Source organism: Nocardiopsis sp. NPDC049922, assembly GCF_040660275.1.
Classification (GTDB): domain Bacteria; phylum Actinomycetota; class Actinomycetes; order Streptosporangiales; family Streptosporangiaceae; genus Nocardiopsis.
This window is the reverse complement of the sequence record NZ_JBFAME010000004.1, coordinates 348,212-364,574: the sequence shown is the minus strand read 5'-3', so window position 1 is coordinate 364,574 and position 16,363 is coordinate 348,212. Positions and strand designations below refer to the sequence as shown.

The following is a 16,363-nucleotide window of genomic DNA, read 5'->3' as shown; positions in this document are numbered from 1 at the left end:
CGCCAGGTCCCCCCGCTCACGTGTGAAAATGATCGGCGGTCCGGGACGAACCCGGGCGTTCCCCCCACCAACGCGGGTCCTGCCCGTGTCCCCCGCCCACCTCAGATCCCCCGTCAGCACCGCCGAAACCAGGTGATCCGTGACCCACGCTCCTCCCTCACCCGAACCCGCCACCTCACCCTCCGTCGCCCACCCCGACGGCCGGGTCTCCATGCCCGAGGGCCAGAACCTGCCCGAGGGCCCGTTCGTCAACGAAGACCTGCACCCCGTGCCCATGTCCTGGCGCACCTGGGGCACCGGCAGCTTCACCGCCCTGTGGATCAGCATGTCGGTCAACCTGCCCGCGTGGACCATCGCCAGCGGTCTGATCGCCGTGGGGATGGACTGGCGGCAGGCGGTCCTGACGATCGCCCTGGGCAACCTGATCGTCCTCGTCCCCATGGTCCTCACCGGCCACGCCGGCGCGAAGTACGGCGTCCCGTTCCCGGTGTTCGCGCGCGCCTCCTTCGGACTGCGCGGCGCCAACCTGCCCGCGCTGATCCGCGGCGCCGTGGCGTGCGGGTGGTACGGCATCCAGACGTGGATCGGCGGCCAGGGCGTCCACATCCTCGCGGGCCGCGTGTTCGGCGACGGGTGGAGCGGCGCGGCCGAGGTCGGCGGGCAGCCGTGGACGATGTGGCTGTCCTTCGGGCTGTTCTGGGTGGCCCAGCTCGGGATCATCCTGTGGGGCATGGAGGGCGTGCGGAAGGTGCAGGTGTGGGCGGCTCCGCTCATGCTGGTCGGCGGCGTCGCGCTGCTGGGATGGATGGTCGTGCAGGCGGGCGGTTTCGGCCCGCTGCTGGCGGTCAACTCCGAACTCGGCTGGGGGCCGGAGTTCTGGGCGCTGTTCTTCCCGTCCCTCATGGCCATGATCGGCTTCTGGGCGACGCTGAGCCTCAACATCAGCGACTTCACGCGGTTCGCCTCCTCCCAGCGCGCGCAGGTGCTGGGGCAGACGTTCGGCCTGCCCACCACGATGGCGGCGTTCGCGCTGCTGGCCGTCATGGTCACCGCGGGCACGCAGGCCGTGTACGGCGCCCCGCTGTGGGACCCGGTGGACATCGTGGCGCAGATGTCGAACGGGATCGCGCTGCTGTTCGCGATCTTCGTGGTGCTGCTGGCGACCGTCTCGACCAACATCGCCGCGAACCTCGTCGGCCCGGCCTACGACCTCGCCAACCTCAAGCCGACGCTGATCAGCTTCCGGACGGGCGCGGTCATCACGTGCGTGGTCAGTGTCCTGATCTTCCCCTGGCGGCTGATCTCGGACCCGAACGTGTACATCTTCACCTGGCTCGGCACGGTCGGCGGCGTGCTGGGCACCGTGGGCGGCATCCTCGTCGCCGACTACTGGCTGCTGCGCCGGACCCGCATGGACCTCACCGCCCTCTACACCCGCGACTCGGCGTACTGGTACGCGGGCGGGTGGAACTGGCGGGCGCTGGTGGCCTTCGTCGTGGGCGCGGTGCTCGCGATCGGCGGTTCGCACTCGGCGCCGGGCGAGGGCCCCTTCCCCGAGAACGGCCTGATCCCGGTCCTGGCGCCGCTGGCCGACTACGGCTGGGTCGTCGGCTTCGTGTCGGCGCTGGTCATCCACTGGGGCCTGGGGGTGGTGGTACCCGACCGGCGCTCCCGCGTGGGAGCCTCCTGAGGAGAGCGACGCGCCGGTCGGCTGACTCCGGTCAGGCGGCCGGGCGCTGCTCCTCCGTTTCGAGCCGGGCCAGCGCCGTGTTGATGTCGCGGGTGACTCGCGTGAACTCGCGGGTGGACAGCCACAGCTTGTAGATGATCACCAGCTCGAAGGCCAGCATCATGCAGCCGGACGCGGCGATGGTCACGAGCATGCCGGTCGTGGAGAACAGGCCGACCAGCGGTGCGACGATGAACACGCCCATCTGGAACTCGATCCCGCTGAACAGGTGCGGGCGGATCCGGTTCTCTCGCAGGACGTCCCGCACGCGCCGGTACCACGGGAAGCGCTGGTGGAATCCCTCCTGCAGCGCGGTGCTCTGGATCTGCCGGGCCTTGCGTCCCGGGGTGGGCACGACCGGTTCCCCGTCCCCCTCGGGTACGGCCCGCCGGGCGGGTTGGGTGACGCGCTCCGCGTCACCCAGGGAGACGTCGCCCTCGTCGCCCTCGTCGTCGGCGGGGGCGCCGGAGCGGAACCCGGCCGCCAGTTCGCGGACCTCCTGGCCGCCCCGTTCGTCGCCGCCGTCCTCGGCCTCCCGGATCGCCTGGACCATGTGGCGGCGCATGGTGGTGCGCACCTTGGCCATCTGCGGGGAGTTCAGGTAGCGGAACATGTCGGTGAAGACGATGCCCAGGAGGAACCAGAGGAAGATCGGTTCCCCGGTCACGGCGAACTGGCCGCCCATGAGCGCGATGGCGCAGATCAGGACGCGGACGCGGTCGAAGACGTAGTCGAGCCAGCTGCCGAAGACCGAGCCGTTGCCCTTGAGGCGGGCGATCTTCCCGTCCATGCAGTCCAGGACGAAGCTGAGGTGGAACAGCAACGCGCCGGCCAGCAGCCAGTACCAGTCGGCGAGGTAGAAGCACGCGGCCGCCGCCAACCCCAGGACGAGCGCCGCGAGGGTCAGCTGGTTCGGGGTGATCCCGGTCCGGTTCGCGGTCACCCTGACCAACCGCGAGGCGAGGGGATCGACCAACCACACGGTCCACCACGAGTCACGTGACTTGTAGGTCTGTTCTTGTACGTCGCGAAGAGTGAACGATGGCATGGGAGAGACTCCAGGCACGGTGAACGATCGATCGGGGCCGTCGTGCGGCAGCGGAACGCACGAACGCCGTGGGCGCGGGTTCACGACGCCAGGGACCGGAGACCGCCCGGGAGGGCCGGGACCGCGTGACTCCGGTCACGCGGAGTTGACGCCCCGTCGAACCCTCGGGTTCACAGGCGCACACGATTCATGATCCGAATCGATATCCGAGATGACGCCCAGGCCCGTCCCGGATGACCCGAGACGAACGTGAACATGGCCCGACGCCGACAGCTCCGACCAGGGCCTCCGCCCACCTCGGGTGGTGCGACCGCCGACCTGCGAGGTACGTCCGAATGTGCCCCAGATTTCCGCGTGGGACGTCAGTCTCGGAGTTCACTGTGACGCGAAACACCCGATTCTCCCCTCCACGGCTACGTGTGCACACAGATTTCATCTCGACTCGACAACATGCCCCGCGTGCCCCGCGGTTCGCTGCCAGGGGCCGCTGATACTGGACCGGCAGGGCAGCCCCGGGCCGACCATCGCCTCGGCCCCGACGCCGCTCCACGCCCCCACCCCGGGGCCTGCGCCGCGCCCCTGCCTCCACCTTCGCCCGACCTGAGGCTGACTCGTGTCCGACCCCGCTCTGAACCGTGCCACCGACACGGTTCGCGTCCCTCCCACCGCCCCGTCCGCCGCTCGCCGCCGACGTTCCGACATCGAGGGGCTGCGCGCCGTCGCCGCCCTGCTGATCGCCGTCTACCACATCTGGTTCGGCACGGTCTCCGGCGGCGTCGACGTCTTCCTCGTGCTCACCGGCTTCCTCATCACGGGGTCACTGGTGCGCGCGCTGGAGCGCGACGGACGGATCGCGTTCGGCGCGTTCTGGGCCAAGATCGTCACACGCCTCTTCCCGGCGGGAGCGGTCGTCCTGGGCGCGGTCCTGGTCGGCGCCTACCTCCTCCTGCCCCGCTCCCGGTGGACCGGGATCATCGACGACGTCCAGGCCTCCGCGCTCTACCACGGGAACTGGCACCTCGCGCTCGGCTCGGTCGACTACATGGCGGAGAACGCCGCCGCGAGCCCGGTCCAGCACTTCTGGTCGCTGGGCGTGCAGGGGCAGTTCTACCTGCTGTGGCCGCCGCTCCTCGCGGTGGCCGGGCTGGCGGCCGCGGCGCTGGGCGCGCGGGTGCGTACGGGTGCGATCGCGGTGCTGTCCGCCGTGTTCGCCGCGTCGTTCGGGTACTCGCTGTGGATCACCGCGCACGAGCCCGTCTGGGCCTACTTCGACACCGGGGCCCGCCTGTGGGAGCTCGCCCTGGGCGGTCTGCTCGCGCTGGTCCTGCCCCACCTGCGTCTGCCCGGCCGGGTGCGCGGCGCCGCCGGGTGGACCGGCCTGACGGCCCTGGTCCTGTGCGGCGTCGTCGTCGGCGACCGGCTGCCCTACCCGGGGTTCGCGTCGCTGTGGCCCACGCTCGCGGCGGTCCTGGTCATCGTCGCCGGCGCCGGCGCCGGAACGACCGTCGGACGCCTGTCCGCCACCCGGTTGCTCGGCTGGGGGCCGCTCCCCTGGCTGGGCGGGCACGCCTATCCGCTCTTCCTCTGGCACTGGCCGATCCTGGTGTTCCACCTGGAGGTCACCGGATCCGAGCGGCCCACCCTCGGCGGCGGGTTCCTCGTGCTGGGCCTGTCCTTCGCGGCCGCGCTCACCACGAGCTGGGTGGTCGACGGCGGGCTCGCGCGGCTGACCAGGACGCGGACGGCGCCGTCGTGGTCGCTGGCCGCCGGGGTCCTGTTCGTCGTGCCCGTCCTGCTCGGCGGGCTGGTGTGGGGCCACGCGATCCAGCGCGACCAGCGGACGCGGCTGGAACTGGCCACCGACCCCACCGCCTACCCGGGCGCGGGCGTGCACCTGAGCCCGGTGCTGGCCGAGGACCTGCCCGACCTGCCCGTGTACCCCGACACGACCACGGTCGCCCGGGACACCATCGACCAGACCCGGGCGTGCAACGCTCTCATGGACGACACCGAACTCGTGCGGTGCGAGGCCGGGGACCCCGGGGCCGGGTTCACGATCGTGCTCGTCGGCAGCTCGCACGCCCGCCACTGGTACCAGGCACTCGACACGCTCGCCGACCGCCACGGGTGGCGCCTGGTCGTGATGACGAAGAACGCCTGCCAGTTCAGCGCGGCCGACCACACCTACCGGGGCGAGGCGTTCGAGGAGTGCGACGCGTGGAACGACCAGGTGATGGCCGAGCTGCGCGAGCTGCGGCCCGACGCCGTGTTCACCACGGGGACCCGCACGCGGGTCGGGTTCGACCGGCCGGAGCACGTACCGGACGGGTACGTCGAGCGGTGGCGTGAGCTCGACGAACTGGGGATCGACGTCGTCGCGGTCCGCGACACCCCGCGGTTCGGGTTCAACGTCCCCGAGTGCGTCGACCGCAACGGCCCCGCGGAGTGCGTCGAGCGGCAGGACTACTCGATGGCGCGGACGTCCCCGGCCAACGCGCTGGAGGACGTCCCGGACAACACGACGTTCGTGGACATGACCGAGTACCTGTGCTCGGACGGCGTCTGCCCGGGGGTCATCGGGAACCAGCTGGCGTACTACGACTCGAACCACATGTCCTTCGCGTTCTCGCACTCGATGGCGACCGTGCTGGAACCGGACCTGCTCGACGCCCTGCCCGAGGCTCCCGAGGCGGACGCGAGCCTGGTGGAGTCGGCGGCGGTGCTGTACGAGGAGTCGACTGGCCCGTGACCCCCGGGCCCTCCGGGGCGCACCGGCGTCGACCGGTGGCGTGTCGCCTGGGTCACTCCCGCTCCCCGGAATGAACCGTTCCGCGGCGTTCCCGCGTTCATCACCCCGCCGGACCGGAACCGGTCCACGGAGAGGACATGAGGATGCGTATGGCGGTCACCGACGCGGTGGACACGTCGAGGGAGCCAGAGCGGGCGCGAGTGTCCGGCCCCAGGACACGGGTGGCGGGCGTGGACGTCGCCCGGGGGCTGGCGATCCTGGGCGTCTTCATCGCGCACATGGGGGTGCCGTTGGCGGCGTTCCTGGCGCCGACCGCGGATCTCGCGGATCCGGCCGTCTACGTCGACCACGCGGCGGAGGGGTTCGGTGGGACCGTCGTCTCGTGGGTCGGCACGGCGGTCAGCGGCCGGTCGGCCGCGCTGTTCTCCTTCCTCGCGGGACTCTCCCTGGTCCTGGTCGCCGGACGGACCCGTCCCGGGACGCGGGAGGACCGCAACCGGATCCGGGTGAAGGTGGCGGTCCGCGCGATCCTGCTCATCGCCCTCGGGTACGCGCTGGCGACGCTCGGCTCGCTCGCGGTGATCCTGCACTTCTACGGGCTCTTCTTCCTCCTGGCGATCCCGCTGCTGTGGCTGCGGATCCGCCACCTGCTCGCGGTCGGCGCGGCGGTCCTGCTGATCGGCCCGCAGGCGGCCCTGGTCCCCTACGTGTCGGAGTACCTCCCGTGGAGCGAGGGCGGCTACTCCTCAGGCCTGGAGGCCGGGTCGGACGCGGAGTGGGAGGAGTGGGACGCGAAGTGGGAGGAGAAGTGGGACGACCCCGAGTGGGTCGCCGAGCAGGAGGCGAAGTGGGAGGAGGAGCCCGTCGACAAGCCGCTGTTCGATGTCGACTACCTGGAGACGCCCCTCGACCTCGTGCTCCTCGGGATCTACCCGGCCGTGGTGTTCATGGCCTACGTGATCGCCGGGATGGTGGTCGGCCGTCTCGATCTGCGAGCGCTCCGGACACGGCTGTGGCTCCTCGGGGGCGGCGTCGCCATGGCGGTCGTCGGGTACGGAACCTCCTGGCTCCTTCTCAACCCGTTCTCGGGTGTCCTGCCCGGAGACGAGAACCTGTACGCGCAGCTGTTCGCCGCCTACTCGCACAGCAACACGACGCTGGAGGTCGTCGGGAACACCGGCGTGGCCGTGGCGGTGCTCGGTCTGTGTCTCCTGGTCGCCGACCGTGCCCGGATCCTCCTGTACCCCCTGGCCGCGGCGGGCGCGATGACGCTCACGCTCTACGCCGTCCACGGGATCGGGCTGTGGGCGCTGTTCCACGTGCCGACGGACACCGGTTGGGGTGAGTTCCTGGCGACCTACACCGTGGAGATCTTCTTCCTCGTCGCCCTGGTGGCCGCACCCCTGTGGCGCCGCTTCCTCGGCGCCGGACCGATGGAACGCCCGTTGACGTGGACCGCGAACACCGTGTCCCGACGTCTGGTCCCCACCCCGACGGCGGCCGTGCACGGTCACGCGGATCCGCCCGGACCGGCCCACGACCCCGGTCCGGGCCGTTCGCCCGATGGCGCCGCCTCGCCTGACGACCGCTAGGGACGGCCGCTGGGGACGGCCGCCCGCTCCGTCACGGGGCGGGTGGCCGTCCCGGGCGACTCGGACGGTTGACCGCCCTACTCGCCCTTCCACACGGGGGCGCGCTTCTCGGCGAAGGCCGCGGCGCCCTCCATCGCGTCCTGGCTGACGAACACGGGGCCCACCAGCTCGTTCTGCCTGTTCCACATCTCTTCGGCGGACCAGTCGTCGGAGGACTGGATGACCTCCTTGGAGACCTTCAGGGCCAGCGGACCGTTCGGCGTGATGCGGGCGGCCAGATCGCGGGCGCCCTCCAGCGCACCGCCCCGGGTCGTCACCCGGTTGACCAGACCGAACTCGGCCAGGCGCGGGGCGTCGACGAAGTCGCCGGTCAGGGCCATCTCCATCGCGATGTTGCGCGGGATCCGGTGGTGCAGGCGGAGCAGACCGCCCGCGCCCGCGACGAGGCCGCGCTTGACCTCGGGGATGCCGAACTTCGCGTCCTCGGCGGCGACCACCAGGTCACAGGCGAGCACGGCCTCGAAGCCGCCCGCGAGGGCGAACCCCTCCACCGCCGCGACGAGCGGTTTCCTGGGGCCGCGCTCGGCGAAACCGCCGAACCCGCGTCCCTCGACCAGCGGCAGCTCGCCCCTCATGAACGCCTTGAGGTCCATCCCGGCGCAGAAGGTGCCGCCCGCGCCGGTGATGACGCCGACGCTCAGGTCCTCGCGCGCGTCCAGGTCGTCGAGCGCCTCGGCGATCCCGTTGGCGACGGCGGCGTTGACCGCGTTCTTGGCCTCGGGCCGGTTGATGGTGATGACGGCGACGCCGTCCTCGGCGGTGTAGAGCACCTCGTCGGTCACGGGAACCCCCTACTTCGGCGGCATGCGCAGGGCGCCGTCGATGCGGACGACCTCGCCGTTGACGTAGCTGATCTCCAGGAGGGCCCGGGCGAGCTTCCCGAACTCGGCGGCGGTGCCCAGGCGCTTGGGGAAGGGCACGGGCGCGGCGAGGCGCTCCTTGAACTCCTCGGCGCCCTCGCCCTCACCGTAGATGGGGGTCTCCAGGATGCCCGGGGCGATCGTGTTGACCGTGATGCCGACGGCCGCGAGGTCGCGGGCGGCGGGCAGGGTCATGCCGATCACGCCGCCCTTGGACGACGAGTAGGCGATCTGGCCGATCTGGCCCTCGATACCCGCCAGGGAGGCGGTGTTGACGATGGCGCCGCGCTCGCCGTCCTCGTTGACCGGCTCGGTCTGGCCGATCGCGGCGGCCGACAGGCGCAGCACGTTGAACGTGCCGATGAGGTTGACCTGGATGACCTTCTGGTAGCTGTCGAGGTCGTGCGGGTTGCCGTGCCGGTCCACGGTGCGGTTCGCCCAGGCGATCCCGGCGCAGGAGACCGCGGCGCGGAACGGCTTGCCGGTGTCGACGGCGGCCTGCACGGCGGCCTTGACCTGGTCCTCCTGGGAGACGTCGGTCTTGACGAAGACACCGCCGATCTCCTTGGCGGTGGCCTCGCCGCGCTCGGCGTTGAGGTCGGCGATGACGACGGTCGCACCGGCGCTCGCGAGTTCCTTGGCGGTGGCCTCACCGAGGCCGCTGGCGCCGCCCGAGACGAGGGCGGAGATTCCGTTCAGATCCATGGGGCGCACTCTACAGACGATGTGACCCACGCACTAGAACCGGGTTCGGTTTTTCGCCGGGCCGGGTGCGGAGGGTCACACCGGGGCCCGGCCGCGGCAGCAGGCTATCCGACGGCACCGGGCCCGCCCGCTACCAGGGCCACCACGGCACGGGGGGCTCCTCCGTGGGCTCCGGCTCCGGCTCCGGTTCGGGTTCGGGCGCGGGTTCCGGCTCGGGCTCGGGTTCCGGCACGGGCGCGCGTTCGGGCCCGGGCTCCGGTCGCGGCTCCGACTCCTCCTCGGACGGTGCGGACGGGCTCTCGGACGGGGACTCCTCCGGGGACGCCGGGGGCGGGGGGTCCGCCCCGGTCTCCTCGTCCGTCCCGCCGTCCGAGGGCGAGGCGCTGGGCTCGGAGGAGGAGTCGGACGGGGGGTCGTCCAGGCCTGGAGGACCACCCGAGGGCAGCTCCTGGGCCTGCCCCATGCGCTGGCGGTCGTCCTCGCCGGTCTCGGCGGGGCGTTGCGACACAAGGACGACGACGAGGACTCCCGACATGGCGAGTACGCCCAGGGAACAGGCGATCGCGGCCTGGAGGAGACGCTGGCGGCGACGTTCGAGGCGGCGTGCCTCACTGCGCCGGAGTCCCGTCGGATGAGGTGTGCGGGTCATCGCGTGCGGTGGCTCTCTCGGGGACGGGGGAGGGCTCGGCCCCACGGGGCGCGGAGCCCGCGAAAGTCCGAGCCAACGTACACAAGCGAGGTGTGAGCTCGCACGTTACCCGGAAGGAACCCCGGTCGCGCGCGGAACACGAAAAGGGCGCCGCACACGATCGCGTGCGGCGCCCCACCGAGGCGTCCGGCCCCTCGGCCGCCCTCTGTGGCCGACCGAAACGACGCCCCGGCGCCCTGACCGGGAGGCGGGCTCCCGGCTTCCGCTCAGGCGTAGAACGCCGGGCGTTCCTTGATCCCGGTCTCGACGACCCCACCGCCGTGCAGCGACCGCACCAGGGCGTCGGTGACGACCGCCGCCGCGTAGCCGTCCCAGGCGTTCGGCCCGGTGGTCGGGGTACCGGCGGCCACCTCGTCCACCCACGCCTGGAACTCGGCGTCGAACGCGGCGGCGAACCGCGTCACCCAGTCCTGGAGGACGGGCGTGCTCTGGCGGGCGGCCGAGCGCACGACCGCGCCGGGGATCTCCGGGAGCCGGACCGTGCCCTCCTCCCCCACGACCTCACAGCCGATCTCGTAGCCGTACTGGCAGTTGACGAACACCTCCAGGTCCACCCGGGCGCCGCCGGCCATCTCGAAGAGGAGCATCTGCGGATCGCGCAGGTGCTCGAACCTCTTGGCGGTCGGGCGGGGGGTGATGACCTGGACCGAGGAGATCTCGTCGTCGAGCAGCCACCGCATGGCGTCCACCTCGTGGACGGCGGTGTCCTGCGAGGCCATCTCGGAGTGGTAGGACTCCGGCACCGTGGGGTTGCGGTGCACGCAGTGCGCCAGGAGCGGTGTGCCGATCGCCCCCGTCGAGATGGCCTCCCTCATCTCCCGGTATCCGGCGTCGAAGCGCCGCATGAAGCCGACCTGCACCAGACGGGAACCGTGCCTGGCCTCGGCGTCGAGGATGCGCTGGGCGTCCTCGGCGGTGGTGGCCAGCGGCTTCTCGCAGAAGACCGGCTTGCCCGCGGCGATCGCCTCCAGGACCGACTGCGCGTGCGCGGGACCCCACGAGGTGACCACGACCGCGTCGACCTCCGGGTCCGCGATCACCTCCGTGCCGTTGGCCAGCACCCGCGCGCCGGTGCCCTCGACCGCCCCGGCGGCGCGGTCGGCGTCGATGTCGGCCGCCGCCACGACCTCGGCACCGCCCACGGAGGCGGTGATCCTGCGGATGTGTTCGGCGCCGATCCACCCGGTACCGATCACTCCTACCTTGACGGTCATCGTCCTTCACCTTTCTTGGCGGTTGAGCGGGTGTCGTCACCCGTCCCCGACGGTCGCGGCCTCTGGTCGTCCGGGGTCGGACGACCAGAGGCCCGGCCGTCCGGAGTCACAGCTGCTGGACGTCCGGCCCCTCGCCCGCCGCGTCGTGCAGCGGATCGACCTCGGGAGCCGCTCCCCGTTCCAGCTCGTGCTGGAGCGCGTCCAACTCGGCGCCGCCCGCCATGTGGTGGGTCAGCTCGTCGAGGGAGAGCTCGGAACGGGGCCGGTCCAACTCGGTCTCGCCGAGCTTGATCACCACGAAGTGGTCGCCGACCATGTACGCGTGGTGCGGGTTGTGCGTGATGAAGATGACGCCGAGCCCGGCGTCGCGCGCGGCCTTGACGTACTTCAGGACCACACCCGACTGCTTGACGCCCAGCGCGGCGGTCGGCTCGTCCAGGATCAGGACGCGGGCCCCGAAGTACACCGCCCGAGCGATCGCCACGACCTGCCGCTGGCCGCCGGACAGGTTCCCGACCGGCGCGTCGATGTCCGGCAGGTCGATGCCCATCTTCTTCAGTTCCTCGTCCGCCACGCGGCGCATCCGGGCGGTGTCGAGCATCCGGAAGGGGCCGAAGCCCTTGCGCAGCTCGGAACCGAGGAAGAAGTTGCGCCACACCGGCATCAGGGGAACCATCGCCAGGTCCTGGTAGACGGTGGCGATGCCCCGGTCGAGGGCTTGTCGCGGTGACGCGAAGTCCACCGGTTCACCGTCGACCAGATAGTCGCCCGACGTCGGCTTGTACAGCCCGGCGATGATCTTGATCAGGGTGGACTTGCCCGCGCCGTTGTCACCGAGGATGCAGGTGACCTCGCCCGCGTCGACCTTCAGGCCGATCCCGGTCAGCGCCCTGATGTTGCCGAAGGTCTTGCCGACGTCGCGTAGCTCCAGGAGCGGCTCGGTCTTCGGGGTGGCGCGCTCGGCCGGTGTCGACGCGGCGCCCGCCTCGGTCATGGTGCTCACCTCGATCACCTCTTGTTCGCTTGTGTACGGACCCAGCCGTTGACCACGACCGCGAGCAGGAGCATCGCCCCGACGAAGAAGAACACCCAGTTGTTGTCCCACCCCGCGAGCACGATGCCCTGGCGGGTCATGCCGTAGATGAACGCGCCGATCGCGGCGCCGATCACCGTCCCGTACCCGCCGGTGAGCAGGCACCCGCCGACGACGGCCGCCATGATGTACAGCAGTTCGTTGCCCACGCCCTCGGCGGACTGCACCGTGTTGAACATGAACAGCAGGTGCATGCCGGAGAACCAGGCCATGAAGCCGACCGTCATGAACAGGCCGATCTTGACCTTGGCGACCGGCACGCCGACCGCGCGTGCGCTCTCGGCGTTGCCGCCCACCGCGTAGATCCAGTTGCCCACCTTGGTGCGCATGAGCACCCACGTGGCCAGTCCGACGAACACCATCCACCACAGGACGGTCACCCGGACCTCGACCCCGGCGACGGTGAAGCTGGAGGCGAAGATCGCCCGGGCCTGGTCGAAGCCGTCCATCGTCGAGATGTTGCGGGTGGAGACGGTTCCCAGGACCAGCTTGGTGATGCCGATGTTGAGCCCCTGGAGCATCAGGAACATCGACAGTGTGACCAGGAAGCTGGGCAGTTTGGTGCGGACCAGGATCCACCCGTTGAGGAACCCGATGGCGAGCGACACCGCCAGGGCGAACAGGATGCCGACCCAGACGTTCAGGGAGAAGTACCAGGCGAACATCGACGCGGCCAGTCCGGAGCTGATCACCGCGACCCCGGCGGAGAGGTCGAACTCGCCGCCGATCATCAGCAGCGCCACGCCCACGGCCATGATGCCGATCGTGGAGCTGGCGTAGAGGATGTTGGTGAACGCCCCGGCCGAGCGGAACGGCTCGGCGATGGTGAAGAAGACGGTGAACACGATCACCGCGCCCACCAGGGATCCGACCTCGGGCCGGGTCAGGAAGCGCCGGAGCGCGGATCTGCTGCTCACCCGCAGGGCCTTCTCGGAACCGTTGCCCGGGGGCGGCTCCTTGGCTGTGAGGATCTGACTCATTACCGGGTGCCTTCCTCGGCGTACTCGGCGACCGCGTCGGCGTTGGTCTCGTCGATGAACGCCGGGCCGGTCAGGACGGCGCTCCCGCCGCCGGACACGTTGCCGTTGGTGTTGTACAGCCACAGGCCGTCCACGGACAGGTAGCCCTGCAGGTAGGGCTGCTGGTCGACGGCCCAGGCGACGATGCCGCCCTGAATGGCGCCGACCAGCTCGCTGTTGGTGTCGAAGGTGGCGACCCTCGCGTCGCTGCCCGCGTCGTCGACCGCGTCGATCGCGGTCATGGCGATCGGCGCCCCCAGGGTGACCACGTAGTCGTAGTCCTCGTCCGCCTGGAGGGTCGAGGCGATGCTGGTCCTGACCTCCGGCATGTTCGCGCTGTCCACGTACACGACCTCGGACTCGCCCTCGAAGGCTTCGCCCAGGGAGGCGCACCGGGTCTCCAGGGCCACGTGGCCCTGCTCCTGGATGACGCACATGACCTTCTCCGCGCCGACGTCGTTCAGCCGCTCGCCGAACGCGGTACCGGCCACGTGCTCGTCCGTGCCGAAGTACTCCAGCACGCCCATGTCCTGCCACTCCTCGAGGCCGGCGTTGAACGCGACCACCGGGATGCCCGCCTCCACGGCGTCGGAGATGGCGCCCTCCAGGGCGTCCGGCTTGGCGAGGGTGACGGCGATGCCGTCCACGTCGCGCTCGATGGCGCTCTGGATGAGGTTGGCCTGTTCCCGGGCCTCCGGCGCGGAGGAGTACTCCAGGTCGATCCCGCTCTTGGCGGCCGCGTCCTCGGCGCCCGCGCGGATGATGTCCCAGAAGGTGTCGCCGGGGACCTCGTGGGTGATCATCGCGATGGTCATGTCGGGCGTCTCGACGTCGCCTCCGGTTCCGCCCGTCTCACGGCCTCCCTCGGAAGTGCACGCCGTGCCGACGAGCATCAGGCTCGCGGCCCCTGCGATCAGGGCGGTGTACGTGGTGTTGCGCTTCATGCTTCGACCTCGTTTTTGGTCTGGGGGATTCACTCAATCTGTGGTGGTGGTCGCAGGGGCCGATGCGACTTGCGGGGAGTCCGTCGGAGACGGCGGGCTCAGCGTCTGGAGCGGGTGTCAGGCCTTCTGGTGGCGCGCCCCCAATCCGCATCCGTTGAGGTACTCACGGGTCCGGACCGCGATGGGCAGCGGGACGTCCGGCTCGCAGGGGTACAGGTCCTGCTCGACGATCACGAAGAGCCGGGCGTCGACGTCGTCGAGCGCGTCGATGACGGCCTTGGGCGCGGGCTCCCCGGCCGGGGGCTCCACGCACACGCCGCGCTTGACGGCCTCGCCGAAGCTGAGCTTCTCCTCGTGGACCTGCCGGACGATCTCCGGGTCCATCTGCTTGATGTGCACGTAGTCGACGCGCTCGGAGTACCGGCGGATCAGGTCCACGGCGTCACCGCCCCCGTAGGCGACGTGGCCGGTGTCCAGGCACAGCGACACGTACTCGGAGTCGGTCCCGTCCAGGAACCGCTCGATCTCCGGCTGGGTCTGGACGTGGGTGTCGGCGTGCGAGTGCAGGCACAGCCGCACGTCGTAGTCATTGAGCAGGATCCTGCCGAGCTCGTCGGCGGACCGGTGGAGGTTCCTCCACTGGCCGTCGTCGAGCGTCGGGGACTCGGTGAACTCCCCGGTCTTCTCGTCCCGGTACATGGGCGGGATGAAGACCAAGTGGTGCGCCCCGACGGCGGCGGTCAGCTCGGCGACCTTGCGGACGGTGGCGACCGTGTCGTCCCAGGCGTCCGGGTCGTGCAGGTTGCCGAACACCGTGCCGCCGGAGACCTTCAGGCCTCGCCGTCCGACCTCGTCGGCCAGGCGCTGGGGGTCGGTGGGCAGGTAGCCGTACGGCCCCAGTTCGAGCCACTCGTACCCGGCCTCGGCCAGCTCGTCGAGGAAGCGGTTCCACGGCGTCTGGTGCTCGTCCTCCGGGAACCACACCCCCCAGGAGTCGGGGGCGGATCCGAGGACCAGTTTCTCCGTCATGGCGATCTCATTTCGTGAAGGGCGTGGCTGGTTCGCACCGGCGGGTCCGGACGGTCGGGCGCCGCGCACTCGGCGCCCGACCGGTCCTCCGGGCTAGCCGTGGGCGGGGAAGTGGAAGGCGGCCTCGACCGAGCGGTCGACGTGCGGCCAGCGGCTGGTGACGACCTTGGCCCGGGTGTAGAACCGCACTCCCTCGGGGCCGTGGATGTGGCTGCCGCCGAAGAGCGAGTCCTTCCAGCCGCCGAAGGAGTAGTGCGCCATCGGCACGGGGATCGGCACGTTGACGCCGATCATCCCGACCGTGACCCCGCGCTGGAAGCGGCGGGCGGACTCGCCGTCGCTGGTGAAGATGGCGGTGCCGTTGCCGTACGGGTTGGCGTTGATCAGCTCGATCGCCTCGTCCAGGTCGGCGGCGCGGACGACCACCAGCAGGGGCCCGAAGACCTCCTCCTGGTACACGTCCATGTCCGCGGTGACCCGGTCGAGCAGCGACGGGCCGACGAAGAAGCCCTCCTCGTGTCCCTCGACCCTCAGGTCGCGGCCGTCGACCACGACCACCGCGCCCTGCTCCTCGCCGGAGGCGACGAACCCGGCGACGCGGTCGCGCGCCTGCGCGGTGATGACCGGGCCCATCTCGTTGGTGGCGTCCTGGCCGGGGCCGACCCTGACCGCCTTGGCCTTGTCGGCGAGCACCGGCACCAGGGCGTCGGCGGCCTCGCCGACGGCGACCGCGGCGGAGATCGCCATGCAGCGCTGACCGGCGGAGCCGAACGCGGCGGCGGTCAGGTGGTCGGCGGCGAACTCCAGGTCGGCGTCGGGCATGACGACCGCGTGGTTCTTGGCGCCGCCGAGGGCCTGGACCCGCTTGCCGGAGGCGGTGCCGCGCTCGTGCACGTACCTGGCGATCGGGGTGGAGCCGACGAAGGAGACGGCCTCGACGTCCTCGTGGTCGAGGAGCGCGTCGACGGCGGTCCTGTCGCCGTGCACCACGTTGAACACGCCGTCGGGCAGCCCCGCGTCGGCGTAGAGCTGGGCGACGAAGTTGGACACCGACGGGTCGCGCTCGCTGGGCTTGAGCACGAACGTGTTGCCGCAGGCGATCGCGACCGGGTGCATCCACAGGGGCACCATGATCGGGAAGTTGAACGGGGTGATCCCCGCGACGACGCCGAGCGGCTGGCGGAAGTCGAAGGAGTCGATCCCGGTGGAGATCTGGTCGGAGTACCCGCCCTTGAGCGCGCTGATGATCCCGCAGGCGTACTCGACGACCTCGCGGCCTCGGACGATCTCGCCCTTGGCGTCGTCGATCACCTTGCCGTGCTCGGCGGCGATGATCCGGGCGATCTCGTCCTCGTGCCTGGCCAGGAGCTCGCGCAGTGAGAACAGCACGCGCGTGCGCTTGGTCAGCGAGGAGTCGCCCCAGCTCTCGAAGGCCTTGGCGGCCGAGGCGACCGCGGCGTCGACGTCGGAGGGCTCGGCGAGCAGGACGGCGGCCTGCTGTTCACCGGTGGCCGGGTTCCACACCGGTGCGGTGCGGGTCGAGGCCCCGGAGGTCGCGGCCCCGTCGATCCAGTGCTGGATGGTCTTCACGGTGGATTCCTTAGGACGGGAG

The 16,363-nt window shown here is 70.9% G+C and carries 13 protein-coding genes; 3 read left to right on the top strand and 10 right to left on the bottom strand.

Annotated elements, in window-relative coordinates; translation table 11 throughout:
* Positions 1–139: 139 nt before the first annotated feature.
* Positions 140–1,690, top strand: coding sequence for an NCS1 family nucleobase:cation symporter-1 (locus AB0I72_RS10655; RefSeq protein WP_358565420.1), 1,551 nt, complete (start codon positions 140–142; stop codon positions 1,688–1,690).
* A 31-nt stretch (positions 1,691–1,721) separates the two neighbouring features.
* On the opposite strand, the gene AB0I72_RS10650 is transcribed toward AB0I72_RS10655, so the two are convergent.
* A complete protein-coding gene (locus AB0I72_RS10650) occupies positions 1,722–2,777 on the bottom strand; it encodes a CDP-alcohol phosphatidyltransferase family protein (RefSeq protein WP_358565417.1) in 1,056 nt (351 codons plus the stop codon).
* Positions 2,778–3,390: 613 nt separating this feature from the next.
* Here AB0I72_RS10650 and AB0I72_RS10645 point away from each other — a divergent pair.
* Both AB0I72_RS10645 and AB0I72_RS10640 read left to right on the top strand, forming a co-directional pair.
* Positions 3,391–5,526: an acyltransferase family protein gene (locus AB0I72_RS10645; RefSeq protein ID WP_358565414.1), complete on the top strand. Its 2,136-nt coding sequence runs from the start codon at positions 3,391–3,393 to the stop codon at positions 5,524–5,526.
* A 137-nt stretch (positions 5,527–5,663) separates the two neighbouring features.
* Positions 5,664–7,118, top strand: a complete 1,455-nt coding sequence (locus AB0I72_RS10640; RefSeq protein ID WP_358565411.1) for a DUF418 domain-containing protein — start codon at positions 5,664–5,666, stop codon at positions 7,116–7,118.
* Between the two features lie 77 nt (positions 7,119–7,195).
* On the opposite strand, the gene AB0I72_RS10635 is transcribed toward AB0I72_RS10640, so the two are convergent.
* The 9 genes from AB0I72_RS10635 to AB0I72_RS10595 all read right to left on the bottom strand — a co-directional run bounded on the left by AB0I72_RS10635 (position 7,196) and on the right by AB0I72_RS10595 (position 16,341).
* Positions 7,196–7,960 (bottom strand): crotonase/enoyl-CoA hydratase family protein, encoded by a 765-nt coding sequence (locus tag AB0I72_RS10635; RefSeq protein ID WP_358565408.1) that lies wholly within the window; start codon positions 7,958–7,960, stop codon positions 7,196–7,198.
* Between the two features lie 9 nt (positions 7,961–7,969).
* On the bottom strand, positions 7,970–8,743 hold the full coding sequence (locus AB0I72_RS10630) for an SDR family NAD(P)-dependent oxidoreductase (RefSeq protein ID WP_358565405.1): 774 nt from the start codon (positions 8,741–8,743) through the stop codon (positions 7,970–7,972).
* Between the two features lie 130 nt (positions 8,744–8,873).
* Positions 8,874–9,392: a hypothetical protein gene (locus tag AB0I72_RS10625; RefSeq protein WP_358565402.1), complete on the bottom strand. Its 519-nt coding sequence runs from the start codon at positions 9,390–9,392 to the stop codon at positions 8,874–8,876.
* A gap of 266 nt (positions 9,393–9,658) precedes the next feature.
* A complete protein-coding gene (locus tag AB0I72_RS10620) occupies positions 9,659–10,666 on the bottom strand; it encodes a Gfo/Idh/MocA family oxidoreductase (protein WP_358565399.1) in 1,008 nt (335 codons plus the stop codon).
* A 106-nt stretch (positions 10,667–10,772) separates the two neighbouring features.
* A complete protein-coding gene (locus tag AB0I72_RS10615; protein WP_358565643.1) occupies positions 10,773–11,660 on the bottom strand; it encodes an ATP-binding cassette domain-containing protein in 888 nt (295 codons plus the stop codon).
* A gap of 14 nt (positions 11,661–11,674) precedes the next feature.
* Positions 11,675–12,739 (bottom strand): ABC transporter permease, encoded by a 1,065-nt coding sequence (locus AB0I72_RS10610; protein ID WP_358565396.1) that lies wholly within the window; start codon positions 12,737–12,739, stop codon positions 11,675–11,677.
* A complete protein-coding gene (locus AB0I72_RS10605; RefSeq protein WP_358565393.1) occupies positions 12,739–13,722 on the bottom strand; it encodes a substrate-binding domain-containing protein in 984 nt (327 codons plus the stop codon). The genes AB0I72_RS10610 and AB0I72_RS10605 overlap by 1 nt, the downstream gene beginning before the upstream one ends.
* A 117-nt stretch (positions 13,723–13,839) precedes the next feature.
* Complete coding sequence (locus AB0I72_RS10600) at positions 13,840–14,751, bottom strand: TIM barrel protein (RefSeq protein WP_358565390.1); 912 nt, start codon at positions 14,749–14,751, stop codon at positions 13,840–13,842.
* A gap of 93 nt (positions 14,752–14,844) precedes the next feature.
* Positions 14,845–16,341 carry a CoA-acylating methylmalonate-semialdehyde dehydrogenase gene (locus AB0I72_RS10595; RefSeq protein WP_358565387.1) on the bottom strand — a complete coding sequence of 499 codons (1,497 nt, stop codon included), beginning with the start codon at positions 16,339–16,341 and terminating at the stop codon, positions 14,845–14,847.
* Between the last annotated feature and the right edge of the window lie 22 nt (positions 16,342–16,363).

Coding starts and splice junctions, on each gene's coding strand:
- AB0I72_RS10650 (WP_358565417.1), bottom strand. CDS start 2,777: ATGCCATCGTTCACTCTTCGCGACGTACAAGAACAGACCTACAAGTCA.
- AB0I72_RS10625 (WP_358565402.1), bottom strand. CDS start 9,392: ATGACCCGCACACCTCATCCGACGGGACTCCGGCGCAGTGAGGCACGC.
- AB0I72_RS10615 (WP_358565643.1), bottom strand. CDS start 11,660: ATGACCGAGGCGGGCGCCGCGTCGACACCGGCCGAGCGCGCCACCCCG.
- AB0I72_RS10620 (WP_358565399.1), bottom strand. CDS start 10,666: ATGACCGTCAAGGTAGGAGTGATCGGTACCGGGTGGATCGGCGCCGAA.
- AB0I72_RS10600 (WP_358565390.1), bottom strand. CDS start 14,751: ATGACGGAGAAACTGGTCCTCGGATCCGCCCCCGACTCCTGGGGGGTG.
- AB0I72_RS10610 (WP_358565396.1), bottom strand. CDS start 12,739: ATGAGTCAGATCCTCACAGCCAAGGAGCCGCCCCCGGGCAACGGTTCC.
- AB0I72_RS10630 (WP_358565405.1), bottom strand. CDS start 8,743: ATGGATCTGAACGGAATCTCCGCCCTCGTCTCGGGCGGCGCCAGCGGC.
- AB0I72_RS10605 (WP_358565393.1), bottom strand. CDS start 13,722: ATGAAGCGCAACACCACGTACACCGCCCTGATCGCAGGGGCCGCGAGC.
- AB0I72_RS10640 (WP_358565411.1), top strand. CDS start 5,664: ATGAGGATGCGTATGGCGGTCACCGACGCGGTGGACACGTCGAGGGAG.